Source organism: Streptococcus cristatus (assembly GCF_963529205.1).
Lineage (GTDB): Bacteria > Bacillota > Bacilli > Lactobacillales > Streptococcaceae > Streptococcus > Streptococcus cristatus_O.
Map to the genome: position 1 here is coordinate 16361 of NZ_CAURYF010000025.1, position 16113 is coordinate 32473.

Genomic DNA, 16113 nt, shown 5'->3' on the forward strand with positions numbered 1-16113 from the left:
AATTTCCCTGTCTCGAAACTATACCAATTTTATATTGACAAATGTCAACTTGCTGTGTATAATGTTTTCGTCTCTAAATAAAAAGATAAATAAGACTATACCAATTTCGAATAAAGGAGGAGCTAGCTTTTTGCCAGCAAAAGGCTAGAAATAAATCTATGTGTGGAATCGTCGGAGTTGTGGGAAACCGCAATGCAACAGATATTTTGATGCAAGGACTTGAAAAGTTAGAATACCGAGGCTATGATTCAGCTGGAATTTTTGTGACAACAGGAGAAAAATCCAGCTTGATCAAGTCTGTTGGTCGGATTGCAGATCTTCGTGCCAAGATTGGCATGGATGTGGCAGGTTCAACAGGTATTGGACATACCCGCTGGGCAACCCACGGAAAACCAAGTGAGAATAACGCCCATCCTCACACTTCTCAGACAGGCCGTTTTGTTTTGGTTCACAACGGTGTGATTGAAAATTACCTGGATATCAAAAATAACTATCTTGCTGGCCATGATTTTAAAGGGCAGACAGATACAGAAATTACAGTTCATTTGATTGGGAAATTCGCGGAAGAAGACGGTCTATCTGTTCTTGACGCTTTCCGCAAGGCTCTTCACATTATCGAAGGTTCCTACGCTTTTGCCTTGGTCGATGCCCAAGATCCTTCTACGATCTATGTTGCCAAAAACAAATCTCCGCTTTTGATCGGCTTGGGCGAAGGCTACAATATGGTCTGCTCCGATGCCATGGCTATGATTCGCGAGACTAGCGAATATATGGAAATCCATGATAAAGAGTTGGTTATCGTGACGGCTAATGGCGTAGAAGTGCAAGATTATGAAGGCAATGTTCTTGAACGTGGTAGCTATACTGCTGAGCTGGACCTGTCTGATATCGGCAAAGGCACTTATCCTTACTACATGCTGAAGGAAATTGATGAGCAGCCGACCGTGATGCGTAAGCTGATCAGCACTTATGCGGATGAAAATAATAAGATGCTGATTGATCCTGCCATCATCAAGGCAGTCCAAGAAGCGGATCGCATTTATATCATTGCTGCTGGAACTTCTTATCATGCGGGTTACGCTTCTAAACGAATGCTGGAAGAGTTGACGGATACGCCAGTTGAGCTGGGTATTTCTTCTGAATGGGGCTATGCTATGCCGCTTCTGAGCAAGAAGCCACTCTTTATCTTCATCAGCCAATCTGGCGAGACAGCTGATAGCCGCCAAGTCTTGGTCAAGGCCAATGAACTGGGCATTCCTAGCTTGACAGTAACCAATGTGCCAGGTTCAACCTTGTCTCGTGAAGCCAAGCATACCTTGCTTCTCCATGCTGGACCAGAAATTGCCGTGGCTTCAACCAAAGCCTACACTGCACAAATCGCTGCCCTAGCTTTCTTGGCCAAGGCGGTTGGTGATGCCAATGGCAACGAAAAAGCCAAGAATTTTGATTTGGTTCATGAGCTGTCTATCGTAGCTCAGTCTATCGAGTCTACTCTTTCTGAAAAAGAACTGATCGAAAGCAAGGTTCGTGACTTGTTGGAAGAAACTCGCAGCGCCTTTTATATCGGTCGTGGTCAGGATTATTATGTGGCGATGGAAGCCAGCCTTAAGCTTAAGGAGATTTCCTACATTCAGTGTGAAGGCTTTGCGGCAGGAGAGCTTAAGCATGGTACTATTTCTCTGATTGAAGAGGGAACCCCTGTTCTAGCTTTACTTTCAGACGAGGTTTTGGCTAGCCATACTCGCGGAAATGTTTCTGAAGTTGTGGCGCGCGGAGCCAAGGTGTTGACTATTGCGGAGGAAAATGTGGCTAAGGATGGAGACGATATTGTCCTGAGCCAAGTTCACCCTTATTTGTCACCAATCTCTATGGTGGTACCAACTCAATTGATTGCTTATTTTGCGACCTTGCACCGCGGATTGGATGTGGATAAACCGCGCAATCTCGCTAAATCTGTAACGGTAGAATAACCATCTTAATGAATCTCGATAAGAATACCAGGCCTCAGATTTTTCTGGGGCTTTTGGTGTGGTATTTTGGTGATGGTGCTCTTTGGAAGTCTCTTTCTATCATGATAAAACCATGTTATTCTATGCAGATGGACAATAGGTTGAGCATCATTTTTGTATATATCACTAATTAGCGGTAAAATATTTTTATCTTAAATGTCAGGAGGACAAAACATGGTGGAATTAGGTATTTCTACTTTTGGAGAGACAACGCTGCTAGAGGGGACTGGGCAGATCTATACTCATGACGAACGGATTCGGCAGCTGGTAGCAGAGATTGAGCTGGCAGACAAGGTGGGGCTGGACGTGTATGGTATCGGAGAGCATCACCGAGAGGATTTTTCCGTCTCTGCACCGGAGATTGTGCTGGCGGCTGGTGCGGTCAAGACAGAGAAGATTCGCTTGACTAGTGCTGTCAGTGTCTTGTCGAGCTTGGATCCTATCCGAGTCTACCAGCAGTATGCGACGATTGATGCTTTGTCAAATGGCAGAGCAGAGGTCATGGCTGGCCGTGGATCTTTTATCGAGTCCTTTCCGCTTTTTGGCTATAACTTGAAGGATTATGAAGAGCTTTTTGATGAAAAGCTGGACCTGCTCCTCTATGCCAGTGCTGAGACTCGGCTAAATTGGAAGGGCAAGCTGACGCAGACTATTGACAATCGGGAAGTCTACCCACGGGCCGTGCAAGAAACACTGCCGGTTTGGGTAGCGACGGGGGGCAATGTTGAGTCCACCATTAAGGTCGCCCAGAAGGGTCTACCGATTGCGTATGCTATTATCGGTGGACAGCCTAAGCGCTTCAACCCCTTGCTGGATGCGTATCGCCGGATTGGACGGGAAAGTGGCCATTCAGATGAAAAGCTGAAAATTGCTGCTCACTCTTGGGGCTGGGTCATGGAGGACAATGAGGAGGCGATCCGGACTTACTTTCATCCGACCAAGCAGGTAGTGGACGCTATCTCTAAAGACCGCCCTCACTGGTGGGAGATGACCTATGAGCAATATCTAGATCAGGTAGGGCCAGAGGGGGCCATGTTTGTCGGTAGCCCTGAAAAGGTCGCTCAGAAATTGATCAAGATGATAGAGGATCTGGGATTGGACCGCTTCATGCTGCATCTGCCGTTGGGATCGCTTCCGCATGAGCAGGTTCTCCAGTCTATCGAACTCTTTGGCACCAAGGTTGCACCGCTTGTGCGGGAGTATTTTGCGGCTAAGGGTAAGTAAGATCGAAGTAGAGGTCTTTTGATAAAGATTGCCTATCTCTCCCATAGAAAATATATATCTTGCCTTTCTAAAAATAGTAAGAAAAACAGGTTTTTCATAGAAAGCTGAAAAACCTTGGTAAAGCTAGCTTGAGCTAGCTTTTTTAATTTACTCTTATAAATATTTTTAATCGGGCTGATAGGAAATATATATTTGGAAAGCTTACTTTTCAGTGATATGATAATAGCAATCAAAATGAAAAGGAGCAAGATATGTCTAAAAGAGAGTTGGTTTTAAAAGCTTTTAAGGGAGAAAAAGTTGATCGAGTGCCAGTTGGTTTCTGGCATCATTTTACCAGCGAGGATGAGTGGCTGGCTGGTTTTAGCAATCAGACTATTATTGAGAAAAATCTGGCAGGCCATGAAGCATTTCTAACAGAAGTCAAGCCAGACTTTGTCAAACTGATGAGCGATGGTTATTTTGCCTATCCGAATGAGCGCTTGAAAAAGGTCCAATCTATCAAGGAGTTAGCAGATATCGAGCCGCTAGGCGCTGAACATCCTTGGATCAGTAAGCAGGTGGAGCTAGTTCAGAAGATTAGGGCCGGCTTCACAGAGGATTTGGTTGCTATTTACAATATTTTTGCACCAGTAACCTACTTCAAATGGCTGGTTGGCAAGGTTGCTGGAGGAGATGACATCATTGCAGATTTTCTAGCAGAAGATGCGGAAGTGACAAAGCGGGTGCTGGATGTGATTGCTCAAGATATTGCAGCTCTGACGGAGCGGATTATCAAGGAAGCTGGTGCAGATGGAATTTACCTCAGTGTTCAGAGCATTCAGGATGCGAGAGTGTCGGCCGAAGATTACAAGGCTTACATTGCTCCTAGTGAATTGGCGGTGCTGGAAGCAGCCAATGCGGCTGGCGGAGTGAATATTCTGCATATTTGTGGCTACGAAGGCGCACGAAACGACGTTCATCTTTTCACAGATTATCCAGCTCAGGTCATCAACTGGGCAGTTGGACCAGAAGGTATCAGTTTGGCAGAAGGTCGTAAATTATTCGGCGGTCGGACCGTTCTAGGTGGCTTTGAAAATGGCAAGGATGGCCTGCTCTACACAGGTAGCCAAGAAGCTATTCAAAATGAAACCAAGCGCTTGATAGCAGAGGCTGGTAAGGATGCTTTGATTATCGGGGCTGACTGCACTATCCCAAGCGATATTGATCCAGAGCGGATTGAGTGGGTTCGCCAAGCAGCAAGTTTAGCATAAAAAGGAGACGAAAGAATGAGTAAGAAAAAATGGATTATCGGTGGAGTAGCTGTGCTTGCTATTGTCGCTGCGACTTATTTGGGACGGACCTTGACGGGGGCTTCATCCAGCAAGGCGAGCAGTTCGACATCAGGCAGTGACAAGGTCACGACTTTAAAAGTAGCTCATACGCAAAACTACGTTCCTTACGACTTTTTGGATGAAAAAGGCCAGTCAGATGGGTATGAAGTGGCTGTACTCAAGGCCATTGATGAAAAATTGCCAGATTATCAGTTCGAATATACTGGCACCAGTGACGAAGATCTTTTGATTGGTTTGGAATCTGGGAAATATGATATCGGAATCAAGGGAGCTTGGTACACCGAAGAGCGGGCGAAGAAGTTCATCATTCCAGAAAGTCCTATCGGAGCTAGTATCATCGGCTTCACCATTCGAAAAGCGGATGCAAATAAATTTAAAAATATTGATGATTTTGCCAAAGAAAAAGGGAAATTGGTACCGATTTCACCACAGAATGCTCAATGGACAGTGATTGAAGAGTACAACAAAAAGCACAGTGCTAGTCCGATTGAGTTGACCGCAGCAGAGTCTTTTCAGATAGCGGATGCCTATGCTTGGGTCTTGGAAGGTCGCTATGATGCCTTCTTTGATATCAAATTGTCCTTTGAAAAAGCTGTCACAGACAAGGCAGGTTCCTACCATCAGTATGCGGACCAGTTGAGCTGGTTCCCTTATAAGGGTATCCCTACTTATCCACTCATTCATAAAGATAAAAAGAATGAAGAGTTTGCCAAAGCCTATGAAAAGGCCATTAAAGAGCTAGAAAAAGATGGGACACTCTCTAAATTATCAGAAAAATACTTTGGTGAAGATGTCTTTTCTTATGTAGATAAAGACTAAAAGCTGGAGAAAGGAGACCGTATGGTCGCTTATGATTTGTCCCGTGTTTTTGGCCTGCTGCCTGGTTTGTTACAGGCCTTGCCGACCACTTTATGGATTATGTTTGTGACAGCTTTGATTGGCTCCTTGCTGGGTGGTCTGTTGGCTTGGGCTCAGGTTGCGGAGGAGCAGGCTTTTGCTGGTCTGGCTAGAGGATATATATTTATCCTTCGGTGTACACCGCCTATAGTCTTGCTCTTCTTGGTCTTCTATGGCATTCCAGAGTTTTTAAAATGGTGGCTAGGACTGGATATTAACAATTGGTCACGGACCGTATTTGTCATCATTACCATGATTCTGCTCTTTGCGGCCATGATTGCAGAAGTTTTCAAGGCAGCCTATCTGGCTGTTCCCAAGGGACAGACCGAGGCAGGTCTTAGTATTGGTTTGACACCCGTGCAGACATTTCTGCGCATCATTCTGCCACAAGCTTTTCGTATTGCCCTGCCCAATTTGACTACCGCCTTTCTTAATCTCATGCGAGATGCTGCGCTGGCCTATACGATTGGGACAGTTGATGTCATGGGAGCGGGGCAAAATCTCATCAGCCGGAATCTGGGTAATTATTCCCTCGAAACCTATACAGCGGTGGCCTTGATTTACTGGGGGATTGCTCTAGTGGTTTCGCTGGCTTTCCAGCTTCTGGAAAAAAGTCTGACAGTCAAGGAGAGGTAAAGCATGGATTTGAATTATATTGTAAATACCTTTCTGGTTACTTTGAAAGGCATACCGGTAACCCTGATCATTATGGTAGTGGCTATTCTGCTCAGCTTTATTCCGGCTCTGCTCTTGGCTCTAGGTCAGATTTATAAAGTCCGGGGCGTGAGGACCTTTTCGGTGGTTTATCTGGCCTTCATTCGGGCGACGCCGCCCATTTTACTTATCCTCTTTTTCTACAGTCTATTTCCTAGCTTGCTGAATCAAATTTTTAAAAGTCTGGGGAGTCAGGTAGATGTCTTTAAGTTCAATCCGCTTTACTATGCTTTCATCATTTATAGCTTGATGACGACAGGGAGTTTATCGGAAATCTTGCGCTCTGCTATTTTGACAGTGGATAAAGGACAGTTAGAAGCGGCGCAGGCGATTGGGTTAACGAATTTTCAAGCTTATCGGAGAATTGTTTTTCCTCAGGCTCTGCGCTCTGCCCTGCCCAATCTGGCCAATTTGGTTATCAATCTAGTCAAGGGAACCTCGCTGGTATTTGTCATGACGGTCAAGGATATCACAGCCTTGGCTAAAATAGAGGCCTCCCACTCTTACCAGTATTCAGAGTCTTACTTGGTGATTTTTGTTATTTATCTCATTATTTGCGGCTTGATTCAGTGGATTTTTAGGAACTTGGAAAAGCGCTACGATCTTGCTTAGGAAGGAAAGATTATGTTAGAAGTAAAACATATCTCCAAACGATTTGGAGAGCACCAGGTGCTGGCAGATGTCAGTCTCAAGGTCAATCAAGGCGATGTTGTGGTTATTCTGGGACCCTCAGGCTCTGGGAAAACAACATTTCTACGCTGTCTGAATCACTTAGAAAAAGCGGATAGCGGCCAGCTGACTTTGGCTGGTAAGGACTATGATTCGGCCAAACTCAGTAAAAAAGAGATTTTGGAAATTCGCAGAAAGACAGCCTTTGTCTTCCAGCATTATAACCTCTTTGCCAATAAAACTGCACTTGAAAATATCTTAGAAGGCTTAGTGATCGCTCGTAAGATACCGAGAGAAGAAGCGCTTGAGATTGCAGAAGAGTCCTTGAAGTGCGTGGGCCTCTTGGCCTACAAGGACTACTATCCTTCGCAGCTATCAGGCGGCCAGCAGCAGCGGATTGGGATTGCACGCGCCATTGCTGTCAAGCCAGATGTCATCCTGCTGGATGAGCCAACTTCAGCACTAGATCCGGAACTGGTCGGTGAAGTTCTCAGTGTCATGAAACAGCTGGCTCAGGAGGGAGTGACCATGGTCGTTGTGACCCACGAGATGAGCTTTGCCCGCGATGTGGCCAATCATGTCATCTTTATGGACGGAGGTCACATCATCGAAGAAAATCCTCCACAGAAATTCTTCACCAGTCCCAAGGAGGAGCGGACCAAACAGTTTCTATCCCGCATTCTGTCGGATGCCAGCTATAGTGTAGAATATATGATTTAACTTGTACCAAAATAGAGAAACTTTCTCCATATTTTAATGTGGAGGAAGCTTTTTGATTTTTAAAAAATTATGTAAATTTTTTATTGAAACCTATTGACAAGGGGGTAAAAAGGATGTATAATTACAACTGTAAACAAAAAGTTTACACAGAATTTATTCAGAAGATGAGGATATAGCCAGTAGGCGATTATTTTTGGGAGGATTAAAAATTATGTAACATCATATTCTTCTGAAATAGATCCAACTCATCCATAAAACAAGAGACTGAAGGAGTCTTAATTTTTGGAAATAGAATAAGTTATGTAAAATAATAGATAGGAGAAGCTCTCCGATATGAACATAAATGTATAGTAAGTAAGAAAGAGATTTCTTATCTGAGACTTTAGCAAATGATATAAAAACGTATAAAAAGTGAGGAAAAATGATGAACAACAACTACAACAATTTTAACAATATGGACGACCTTTTCAACCAACTTATGGGGCGTATGGGTGGCTATAACAGCGAACATCGACGCTACTTGATCAATGGTAGAGAGGTCACACCGGAAGAGTTTGCTCAGTACCGAGCTACTGGAAAGCTTCCTAGTCAAATGCCTAGCGAACAGGATTTACAAGCTGGAGCGCATGGGCCTAAGCAAGATGGCATTCTGGCTAAGCTAGGTCGCAATCTGACTCAAGAAGCGCGTGAAGGCAAGTTAGATCCAGTCATTGGGCGCAATAAGGAAATCCAAGAAACAGCTGAAATCCTTTCTCGTCGGACCAAGAACAATCCGGTTCTGGTCGGAGATGCTGGAGTTGGTAAGACAGCTGTCGTAGAAGGATTGGCTCAGGCTATCGTCAATGGTGATGTGCCAGCGGCCATCAAGAATAAGGAAATCATTTCTGTTGATATTTCTGGTCTGGAAGCTGGTACCCAGTATCGTGGTAGCTTTGAAGAAAATATCCAAAACTTAGTCAATGAAGTCAAGGAAGCCGGCAATGTTATCCTCTTCTTTGATGAAATCCATCAAATCCTAGGAGCAGGTTCTACTGGCGGAGACAGCGGGTCTAAGGGCTTGGCAGATATTCTCAAACCAGCGCTTTCTCGCGGTGAACTGACTGTCATCGGGGCTACTACACAGGATGAGTACCGCAATACCATTCTCAAAAATGCTGCTCTGGCTCGTCGTTTCAATGAAGTCAAGGTCAATGCACCGTCTGCCGAAGATACCTATCAGATCCTTCGAGGTATTCGGGACTTATACGAAAAGCACCACAATGTCATCCTGCCGGATGAAGTGCTGAAAGCGGCTGTAGATTATTCTGTTCAGTATATTCCACAACGGAGCCTGCCAGACAAGGCCATTGACCTGGTCGACGTGACTGCTGCTCACCTAGCAGCTCAGCATCCAGTAACCGATGTCCATGCGGTTGAGCATGAGATTGCTGAACAGAAAGACAAGCAGGAAGCGGCTGTTGAGAAAGAAGATTATGAGGCAGCTCTGAATGCCAAGACTCGCATCGAAGAGCTGGAAAAGAAAATTCAAAACCACACTGAGGATATGAAGGTAACGGCGACAGTCAACGATGTAGCAGAGTCTGTTGAACGGATAACGGGTGTGCCGGTATCTCAAATGGGTGCCAGCGACATTGAGCGCCTCAAGGGCATGAATGACCGTCTCAAAGCAAAAGTGATTGGTCAAGATAAGGCTGTAGAAGCCGTGGCTAGAGCTATCCGTCGTAACCGTGCAGGCTTTGACGAAGGCAATCGTCCAATCGGAAGCTTCCTCTTCGTTGGTCCGACTGGTGTCGGAAAGACTGAGCTAGCTAAGCAATTGGCTCTAGATATGTTCGGTACCAAGGATGCTATCATCCGTCTGGATATGTCTGAATACAGTGACCGCACAGCCGTTTCTAAGTTGATTGGTACGACTGCTGGTTATGTCGGCTATGATGATAACAACAATACCCTGACTGAGCGTGTGCGCCGCAATCCTTACTCTATCATTCTCTTGGATGAGATCGAAAAGGCTGATCCACAAGTGATTACCCTTCTCCTTCAAGTTCTGGATGATGGTCGCTTGACAGACGGTCAAGGAAACACAGTCAACTTCAAGAACACGGTCATCATTGCGACTTCCAATGCAGGCTTTGGTTATGAAGCAGGTCTGGAAGAGGATGCAGAAAAGCCTGAGCTGATGGATCGACTCAAACATTATTTCCGTCCAGAGTTCCTCAATCGTTTCAATGCGGTCATCGAGTTCTCTCATCTCAAGAAAGAAGATTTGATGGAGATTGTGAATCTCATGCTGGTTGAAGTAAATCAAACTTTGAGCAAGAAAGAAATTGATCTGGCTGTATCTGATGCAGCTAAGGAATTCCTACGTGATGCTGGTTATGACCAAGTCATGGGTGTTCGTCCACTCCGCCGTGTCATTGAGCAGCAAATTCGTGACAAGGTGACCGACTTCCACTTGGATAATCTAGATGCTAAGCACCTGACTGCAGATATGGAAGGTGGAACTTTGGTGATCCGTGAAAAATCAGCAGAATAAACATCTATCACTATTAAAATCTCGTAAAACGAACAGATATCTAGTCTGTTCGTTTTTTTAGTCAAACCTGTCTAAGGCATTGCTTTGTTAGCAGGAGTATTTTTGGTCTTGGTGTCTAGAAAAAAATCTCCAATCAGCTGACTGGAGATTTTGTTACTTTCTTCTATATTGACTTGGAGTCATTTGATAGTATTTTTTAAATTGTCGGTTGAAATTAGAAAGGTTATTAAAACCAGACTGGCTTGAGATTTCTAGAACTGACAGAGTGGAATGCTGGAGGAGCTCGGCAGCCTTGCGCAGGCGGAATTGAATCAGATATTCAATGCAAGAAACGCCCAGATGTTTTTTGAAGAAATTCATGAAGTGCGTCGGACTGTAGCCGCAGATGCCAGACAGCTGATCAATAGAGAGTTCTTCCTGATAATGCTCATTGATATAGTCGATGATGGAGCGGATTTTCTCTTCCTTGCGGTAGCCTTCGGCAGATAGCTCCTTGGAGACGATATAGCCGTTTTCAAAAAGCAAGTAGAAGAGCTGATTGAGCTGGGCCTTGAGTTGAAATTCATAGTATTTCTTTTGGCAATAACCCGTTTCCATAGTAGCCAGCAGGCATTGACGAATTTCCTCATAGGCTTGATCAGTCGGCTTGATGACATGGACAAAGTCCAGTTGACCATTGTAGAGAGGCTGTAGGTAGTGGATACTAGCATGATCCATGGCTGAATAACCCATTAAATCCAAATGAAAGTTAATGGCATCCATATAGTGGCGCTGCTGCTCAATCGGATGAATGGAGTGGAGGGCATTGGGACGAATCAGAACAATATCGCCTTTGTGACTGTTAAAATAATGATCGTCGATATGAAATTGGGCGCTTCCTTCGTGAACGTAAATGATTTCAACATCTGTGTGCCAGTGGAAAAGGATGTCAGGCTGGCCGTTTTCCGTAATGGTCCGCGTCAGAGAATAGGGGGTCCCTTGATTCTTATATTCCGCAGTTTTGTGCAATTGGCCCAAATCCATCATAACGCCCTCCTTCGTAGAATACTATCATTTTTTAAAGAAATTAGATTAGAAAATGTGTTTGCCAACTATTATAATATAATTAAAAAGAAAATGAAAGTAGGAAAATAAAAAGAAGAAAATTTTCTGAAAGTCTAGTTTAGGCTGGCAGCGTGGACGAATCATTTAAGAATTTTTAGCTACCATCCAGCTCCTTATAGAATAAGAAAAGTGTGGAATCCATGGCTCTTTCGAGCTCATGTTGCTTCCACACTTTTTATTGGATAGCTTTATCTAGCGGCTTTTTGTTCTTTATGTTTGTGAAGGATAAAAGAGTTTGAAAAACTCAGACTTGCTAGTACAAAAAGAAGAAGGGTTGTTGCTGGATAGCTAAGGGAGATATGATTGGTTTTGATGATAAAGAGAAGGGCAAAAGCAAGAATGGCAAAGAAAACGCTGAGGCCCCAAGTCATTCGGCGACTGAATAAATGCTGCTCAAATAGTAGAGGGATTAGGAGACAGCCTAGAAGAAGGCTCGTTGGGAAAACGACATACTCTGCGGAAAAAATTGTCAAGATACTCAGAGTGACAAACAGGCAGCTAAGTACATGATGGGTATAGTTGAGCCAATTTATTTTCATTGGAAAACCTCCTTTTGATGATGATTGTTTGGATACGGTTGATGGTGTAAACACCACACTTCCACACCTTTATTATAAGTCTTTAAAAGTAAAAAGCAAGCGTTTACAATCATATTTACTCAGCCTGTCAATCTTTTTCATTACTCTGAATTATCAGATATTTTCAAGCCTTCTGGGACTTCTTTTTCTTTCAAAAAATAGATTTTTTCGGTATAATAGTCAAAGATAGTCAATGTTAGAGAAGACTTGAATGCTTATTTTTAGATATAACAGATAGAAAGGTATATCATGGGCATCAAAAATACCTCGGATAGTATAGAAGAATATATCAAAACAATTTTGGCGCAGGCGGGCATGGTCGAGCTCAAGCGCAGTGAGTTAGCCGATGTTTTTCAGGTGGTTCCGAGTCAGATCAATTATGTGATTAAGACACGCTTTACGGAGAGTCGGGGTTATATCGTCGAAAGCAAGCGCGGTGGCGGTGGCTATATCAGGATTGGTAAGATTGAATTTTCCGATCAGCACCAAATGCTGTCTGATTTGTTGGCCAATGTCGGTGAATCGCTCAGTCAGCCAGTTTTTTCAGATATTTTGCAGCTACTCTTTGATGAAAAAATTATTAGTCAGCGTGAGGGAGATCTGCTCCTAGCGAGTGCCAGAGATGCTGTCCTGGGAGCAGAGGCTCCGAGGATCCGAGCCAGAATGTTACGGAAAATTTTGCAGCAATTAGATAGAAAAGGAAATTAAGAATATGAATTATTCAAAAGCTTTAGTAGAAAGCTTGGAAGCGGCTCAACTTTTAGCTGGTCATTTTGCTACTGATTATTTAGAATCGTGGCAGGTGCTGATGGCTCTGGCTAATAATCCCTACAGCGTGGCAGGCTCGGCTCTAAATGAATTCCCTATTGAAGTGGATAAACTGGAAGAAGCAGCCTTTGACATTACTGGAAAAGAGTATCAAAAACAAGGCGGTTTTGATTTATTGCCTTTTTCTCACCGTTTGGAGGAGCTCTTTGCTCAAGCAGGGCAGATTGCAGAAGCCGTCCATGCTAAAAGCCTAGGGACAGAACATCTTCTCTTAACCATGCTATTTGACCGTGGGACCTTGGCAGCTCGTGTGCTAGAAGCTGCAGGTTTTAGCTATGATGATAAAAGTTCAGCTCCTCGATTCAGTGATTTGCGAAAGATTTTAGAGCAGCGTGCTGGCTGGGGCAGAGAGGAAATCAAGTCAATTCGTTCGCTAAATAAAAACACGGCCTCTGCCAAGCAAACCATGGCAAATATGATGGGTATGCCTCCTTCAACTAGTGGCGGTCTGGAAGACTATACTCGGGATTTGACAGAACTGGCTCGAGCAGGTCGTCTGGAACCAGTTATCGGGCGGGATGAGGAAATTTCTCGGATGCTTCAGATCCTCAGCCGAAAGACAAAGAATAATCCAGTACTTGTCGGTGATGCGGGGGTCGGCAAAACTGCTTTAGCACTAGGCTTGGCTCAACGCGTGGCAGCTGGTCAGGTTCCAGCAGAACTTGCCAAGATGCGCGTTTTGGAATTAGACTTGATGAATGTTGTCGCTGGGACTCGTTTCCGCGGAGACTTTGAAGAGCGGATGAACAACATTATCAATGACATCGAAGAAGACGGTTATGTCATTCTCTTTATCGATGAGCTGCATACTATCATGGGGTCTGGCAGTGGGATTGACTCGACCTTGGATGCGGCCAATATCCTGAAACCAGCCTTGGCTCGTGGAACCTTGCGGACAGTTGGAGCTACGACGCAGGAAGAGTATCAGAAACATATCGAAAAAGATGCTGCTCTGTCTCGGCGTTTTGCCAAGGTAACCATTGAAGAGCCTACCGTGGCCAACAGCATTGCTATTTTGCAGGGCTTGAGAAAGAGTTATGAGGATCACCACAAGGTGCAGATTAGTGATCAGGCCATTGAAACAGCGGTCAAGTATGCACATCGTTACCTGACCAGCAAGCATTTGCCAGACTCTGCCATTGATCTTTTGGATGAAGCTAGTGCAACGGTTCAGAATAAAGGACCGCAGAATTATAAACAGTCGGATTTGACGCCTGTGGATCAGGCTTTGATGGCTGGAAAGTTGAAAAAAGTCGGTCAGCTACTGGCAAAAGAGCAGGAGCCAACTGTTTACAAGTTGAAGGTGGAAGAAGGGGATATCCTAGAGACTCTCAGTCGCTTGTCTGGTATTCCTGTGCAGAGATTGACTCAGACAGATGCTAAAAAATATCTCAATTTGGAAAAAGAACTACACAAACGAGTTATCGGGCAGGATGCGGCAGTTTCGGCTGTCAGCCGAGCTATTCGTCGCAATCAATCGGGCATCCGAACTGGCAAACGCCCAATTGGTTCCTTTATGTTCTTAGGGCCAACGGGTGTCGGGAAGACAGAGTTGGCTAAGGCCTTGGCAGAAGTTCTCTTTGATGATGAATCAGCCCTGATTCGCTTCGACATGAGTGAATATATGGAGAAATTCGCAGCCAGTCGTCTCAACGGGGCGCCTCCAGGCTATGTAGGCTATGAAGAAGGCGGCGAGTTGACGGAGAAGGTTCGCAACCGTCCATATTCAGTTCTTCTCTTTGACGAGGTAGAAAAGGCTCATCCAGATATTTTCAATGTCCTCTTGCAGGTCTTGGATGATGGTCAGCTGACCGATAGCAAGGGCCGCAAGGTGGACTTCTCCAATACCATCATTATCATGACCAGCAATCTGGGGGCAACGGCCCTGCGGGATGATAAGACGGTTGGTTTTGGCGCGCGTGACATCCGCTTTGATCAGGCTAATATGGAAAAACGCATTCTGGAAGAATTAAAAAAGACCTACCGGCCTGAATTTATCAATCGGATTGACGAAAAGGTGGTCTTCCACAGTCTGTCTGCTGAGGATATGCAGGAAGTAGTCAAGATTATGGTGCAACCGTTGATTAGGAGTCTGGCAGAGCAAGGTATCGTGCTTAAATTCCAAGCTAGTGCCCTGAAACTACTGGCTCAGGAAGGCTACGATCCAGAAATGGGAGCGCGGCCGCTGCGCCGTACCCTGCAGACGCAGGTAGAGGACAAGCTGTCTGAGTTGCTCCTGACTGGAGATTTGGCAGCTGGTCAAACGCTCAAAGTTGGCGTCAAAGGTGGCCAACTCAAATTTGAAATGGCTTAGGGAGGATGTGTGCAATGGAAATTCGTGTGATGACAGAAAAGGATTATGCCTCTGTTTACCAGCTGTGGCTCTCTTGCGCTGGTATGGGGCTCAATAACTTAGATGACTCTGAAGAAGGGATTGCCCGCTTTTTGAAGCGCAATCCTGAGACCTGTCTGGTTGCCTTGGAAGGGGAGAGCTTTATAGGTGCTATTCTAGTTGGCACAGATGGACGTAGAGCGTACATTTATCATACAGCTGTCCATCCATATTTTCGTAGAAAAGGAGTAGGCAGAGCTCTGGTCGAACAGGCCTTGTCAGCAGTGAAAAGACTTGGTATCCATAAAGTATCGCTGGTCGTTTTTGAAAGAAATGAACTGGGCAACCGTTTTTGGCAGGAGCTGGGATTTTCAGTTAGAAATGATCTGCTTTACCGAGATCAAGGACTAACGGAGATGATTCGACAGGATACATAAAAAGCTGATTCACTTAGCATTCTTGCTAGGCTAGTCAGAAACGTGTTATCCTACTGAAGAATATCGTTTAGAAAGGCAGAAACTGTGTCTCTTCGTTATCTTGCTCGAATCGCTCTTCTAGCAGCCGTCTGCGTCGTGCTTCGCTATGCCTTTGCTGGTCTGCCCAATATCAAGCCGATTACAGCGCTGTATTTTCTCTTGGTGGATTTTGAGGACTTGAAGGGCTCGCTTCTGGTCATGTCTATCAGTATCTTTGTATCTTCTTTCCTCTTTGGAATGGGACCATGGGTTCTTTTCCAGATCTTATCCTTTGCGGTGGTCATTTGTCTATGGTACCTGCTGTATCGGCAACTAGGCTTGATTGGCCAGAGTATGTTGGCCTTGCTTTTAGCCTTTAGCTATGGTCTTGTGATTGATGGTATCACAGCTTTGCTTTATCAAATGCCTTGGTGGACTTATGTGGCGGCAGGAGCAGGATTCAATCTAGCTCATGCCTGCTCAACCATGCTCTTTTATCCTATTTTGTATTTTATTTTAAGGAGACTTTATCATGAAAAAAATCTTTAGCTTGCTTACGCTTGCCTTTGCTCTCTTTTTAGTGGGCTGTAGCAATAGCCAAACAAAAACTGATACCAACTCTAGTTCGGCTGCTTCTTCCGTCAAAAAGGAACTGAAAATTAGCATCAGTATTGCACCAGAAGGTCAGGAGAAGAGCGAGAAAACGGTGGCTGTTG

The 16113-nt window shown here is 44.7% G+C and carries 14 protein-coding genes and 1 pseudogene; 13 read left to right on the forward strand and 2 right to left on the reverse strand.

Annotated elements, in window-relative coordinates; all coding sequences use genetic code 11:
- The first annotated feature begins 158 nt into the window (after positions 1-158).
- The 8 genes from glmS to RWS39_RS06755 all read left to right on the forward strand — a co-directional run bounded on the left by glmS (position 159) and on the right by RWS39_RS06755 (position 10100).
- Positions 159-1970: a glutamine--fructose-6-phosphate transaminase (isomerizing) gene (glmS, locus tag RWS39_RS06720; protein ID WP_314481744.1), complete on the forward strand. Its 1812-nt coding sequence runs from the start codon at positions 159-161 to the stop codon at positions 1968-1970.
- Positions 1971-2183: 213 nt separating this feature from the next.
- The gene (locus tag RWS39_RS06725) at positions 2184-3233 is read left to right on the forward strand and encodes an LLM class flavin-dependent oxidoreductase (RefSeq protein WP_314481748.1); all 1050 of its coding nucleotides are present in this window, start codon (positions 2184-2186) and stop codon (positions 3231-3233) included.
- Positions 3234-3484: 251 nt separating this feature from the next.
- Entirely contained in the window at positions 3485-4483 is a 999-nt protein-coding gene (locus RWS39_RS06730) for a uroporphyrinogen decarboxylase family protein (RefSeq protein ID WP_314481751.1), read from the forward strand.
- Between the two features lie 15 nt (positions 4484-4498).
- Entirely contained in the window at positions 4499-5383 is an 885-nt protein-coding gene (locus tag RWS39_RS06735; protein WP_314481754.1) for a transporter substrate-binding domain-containing protein, read from the forward strand.
- 21 nt (positions 5384-5404) lie between these two features.
- Positions 5405-6097 carry an amino acid ABC transporter permease gene (locus RWS39_RS06740; RefSeq protein WP_314481757.1) on the forward strand — a complete coding sequence of 231 codons (693 nt, stop codon included), beginning with the start codon at positions 5405-5407 and terminating at the stop codon, positions 6095-6097.
- A 3-nt stretch (positions 6098-6100) separates the two neighbouring features.
- Positions 6101-6787: an amino acid ABC transporter permease gene (locus tag RWS39_RS06745; RefSeq protein WP_314481760.1), complete on the forward strand. Its 687-nt coding sequence runs from the start codon at positions 6101-6103 to the stop codon at positions 6785-6787.
- 12 nt (positions 6788-6799) lie between these two features.
- The gene (locus RWS39_RS06750) at positions 6800-7564 is read left to right on the forward strand and encodes an amino acid ABC transporter ATP-binding protein (RefSeq protein WP_314481763.1); all 765 of its coding nucleotides are present in this window, start codon (positions 6800-6802) and stop codon (positions 7562-7564) included.
- A 424-nt stretch (positions 7565-7988) separates the two neighbouring features.
- The gene (locus tag RWS39_RS06755) at positions 7989-10100 is read left to right on the forward strand and encodes an ATP-dependent Clp protease ATP-binding subunit (RefSeq protein WP_314481786.1); all 2112 of its coding nucleotides are present in this window, start codon (positions 7989-7991) and stop codon (positions 10098-10100) included.
- 153 nt (positions 10101-10253) lie between these two features.
- Here RWS39_RS06755 and RWS39_RS06760 read toward each other — a convergent pair whose 3' ends face one another.
- Both RWS39_RS06760 and RWS39_RS06765 read right to left on the reverse strand, forming a co-directional pair.
- Positions 10254-11126 (reverse strand): AraC family transcriptional regulator, encoded by an 873-nt coding sequence (locus RWS39_RS06760; RefSeq protein WP_314481772.1) that lies wholly within the window; start codon positions 11124-11126, stop codon positions 10254-10256.
- Between the two features lie 266 nt (positions 11127-11392).
- Positions 11393-11743, reverse strand: a complete 351-nt coding sequence (locus RWS39_RS06765) for a hypothetical protein (protein WP_314481774.1) — start codon at positions 11741-11743, stop codon at positions 11393-11395.
- A 288-nt stretch (positions 11744-12031) separates the two neighbouring features.
- On the opposite strand from RWS39_RS06765, the gene RWS39_RS06770 reads away from it, so the two are divergent.
- The 5 genes and pseudogenes from RWS39_RS06770 to RWS39_RS06790 form a co-directional block, all read left to right on the forward strand.
- Positions 12032-12490 (forward strand): CtsR family transcriptional regulator, encoded by a 459-nt coding sequence (locus RWS39_RS06770; protein ID WP_314481776.1) that lies wholly within the window; start codon positions 12032-12034, stop codon positions 12488-12490.
- Between the two features lie 4 nt (positions 12491-12494).
- Complete coding sequence (locus tag RWS39_RS06775; protein ID WP_314481778.1) at positions 12495-14924, forward strand: ATP-dependent Clp protease ATP-binding subunit; 2430 nt, start codon at positions 12495-12497, stop codon at positions 14922-14924.
- A 14-nt stretch (positions 14925-14938) separates the two neighbouring features.
- Complete coding sequence (locus tag RWS39_RS06780) at positions 14939-15379, forward strand: GNAT family N-acetyltransferase (protein ID WP_005591148.1); 441 nt, start codon at positions 14939-14941, stop codon at positions 15377-15379.
- Between the two features lie 84 nt (positions 15380-15463).
- Positions 15464-15946: an ECF transporter S component gene (locus RWS39_RS06785; RefSeq protein WP_314481780.1), complete on the forward strand. Its 483-nt coding sequence runs from the start codon at positions 15464-15466 to the stop codon at positions 15944-15946.
- Positions 15930-16113 (forward strand): annotated as a pseudogene (locus RWS39_RS06790) (DUF4430 domain-containing protein); the annotation flags it as partial. The gene RWS39_RS06785 and the pseudogene RWS39_RS06790, both read left to right, overlap by 17 nt.

What these genes read in the sequence shown, in the direction of transcription:
- RWS39_RS06755 (WP_314481786.1), top strand. Translation starts at nt 7,989, where the DNA reads ATGAACAACAACTACAACAATTTTAACAATATGGACGACCTTTTCAAC.
- RWS39_RS06780 (WP_005591148.1), top strand. Translation starts at nt 14,939, where the DNA reads ATGGAAATTCGTGTGATGACAGAAAAGGATTATGCCTCTGTTTACCAG.
- RWS39_RS06735 (WP_314481754.1), top strand. Translation starts at nt 4,499, where the DNA reads ATGAGTAAGAAAAAATGGATTATCGGTGGAGTAGCTGTGCTTGCTATT.
- glmS (WP_314481744.1), top strand. Translation starts at nt 159, where the DNA reads ATGTGTGGAATCGTCGGAGTTGTGGGAAACCGCAATGCAACAGATATT.
- RWS39_RS06740 (WP_314481757.1), top strand. Translation starts at nt 5,405, where the DNA reads ATGGTCGCTTATGATTTGTCCCGTGTTTTTGGCCTGCTGCCTGGTTTG.
- RWS39_RS06745 (WP_314481760.1), top strand. Translation starts at nt 6,101, where the DNA reads ATGGATTTGAATTATATTGTAAATACCTTTCTGGTTACTTTGAAAGGC.
- RWS39_RS06770 (WP_314481776.1), top strand. Translation starts at nt 12,032, where the DNA reads ATGGGCATCAAAAATACCTCGGATAGTATAGAAGAATATATCAAAACA.
- RWS39_RS06730 (WP_314481751.1), top strand. Translation starts at nt 3,485, where the DNA reads ATGTCTAAAAGAGAGTTGGTTTTAAAAGCTTTTAAGGGAGAAAAAGTT.
- RWS39_RS06725 (WP_314481748.1), top strand. Translation starts at nt 2,184, where the DNA reads ATGGTGGAATTAGGTATTTCTACTTTTGGAGAGACAACGCTGCTAGAG.
- RWS39_RS06760 (WP_314481772.1), bottom strand. Translation starts at nt 11,126, where the DNA reads ATGATGGATTTGGGCCAATTGCACAAAACTGCGGAATATAAGAATCAA.
- RWS39_RS06775 (WP_314481778.1), top strand. Translation starts at nt 12,495, where the DNA reads ATGAATTATTCAAAAGCTTTAGTAGAAAGCTTGGAAGCGGCTCAACTT.
- RWS39_RS06765 (WP_314481774.1), bottom strand. Translation starts at nt 11,743, where the DNA reads ATGAAAATAAATTGGCTCAACTATACCCATCATGTACTTAGCTGCCTG.
- RWS39_RS06750 (WP_314481763.1), top strand. Translation starts at nt 6,800, where the DNA reads ATGTTAGAAGTAAAACATATCTCCAAACGATTTGGAGAGCACCAGGTG.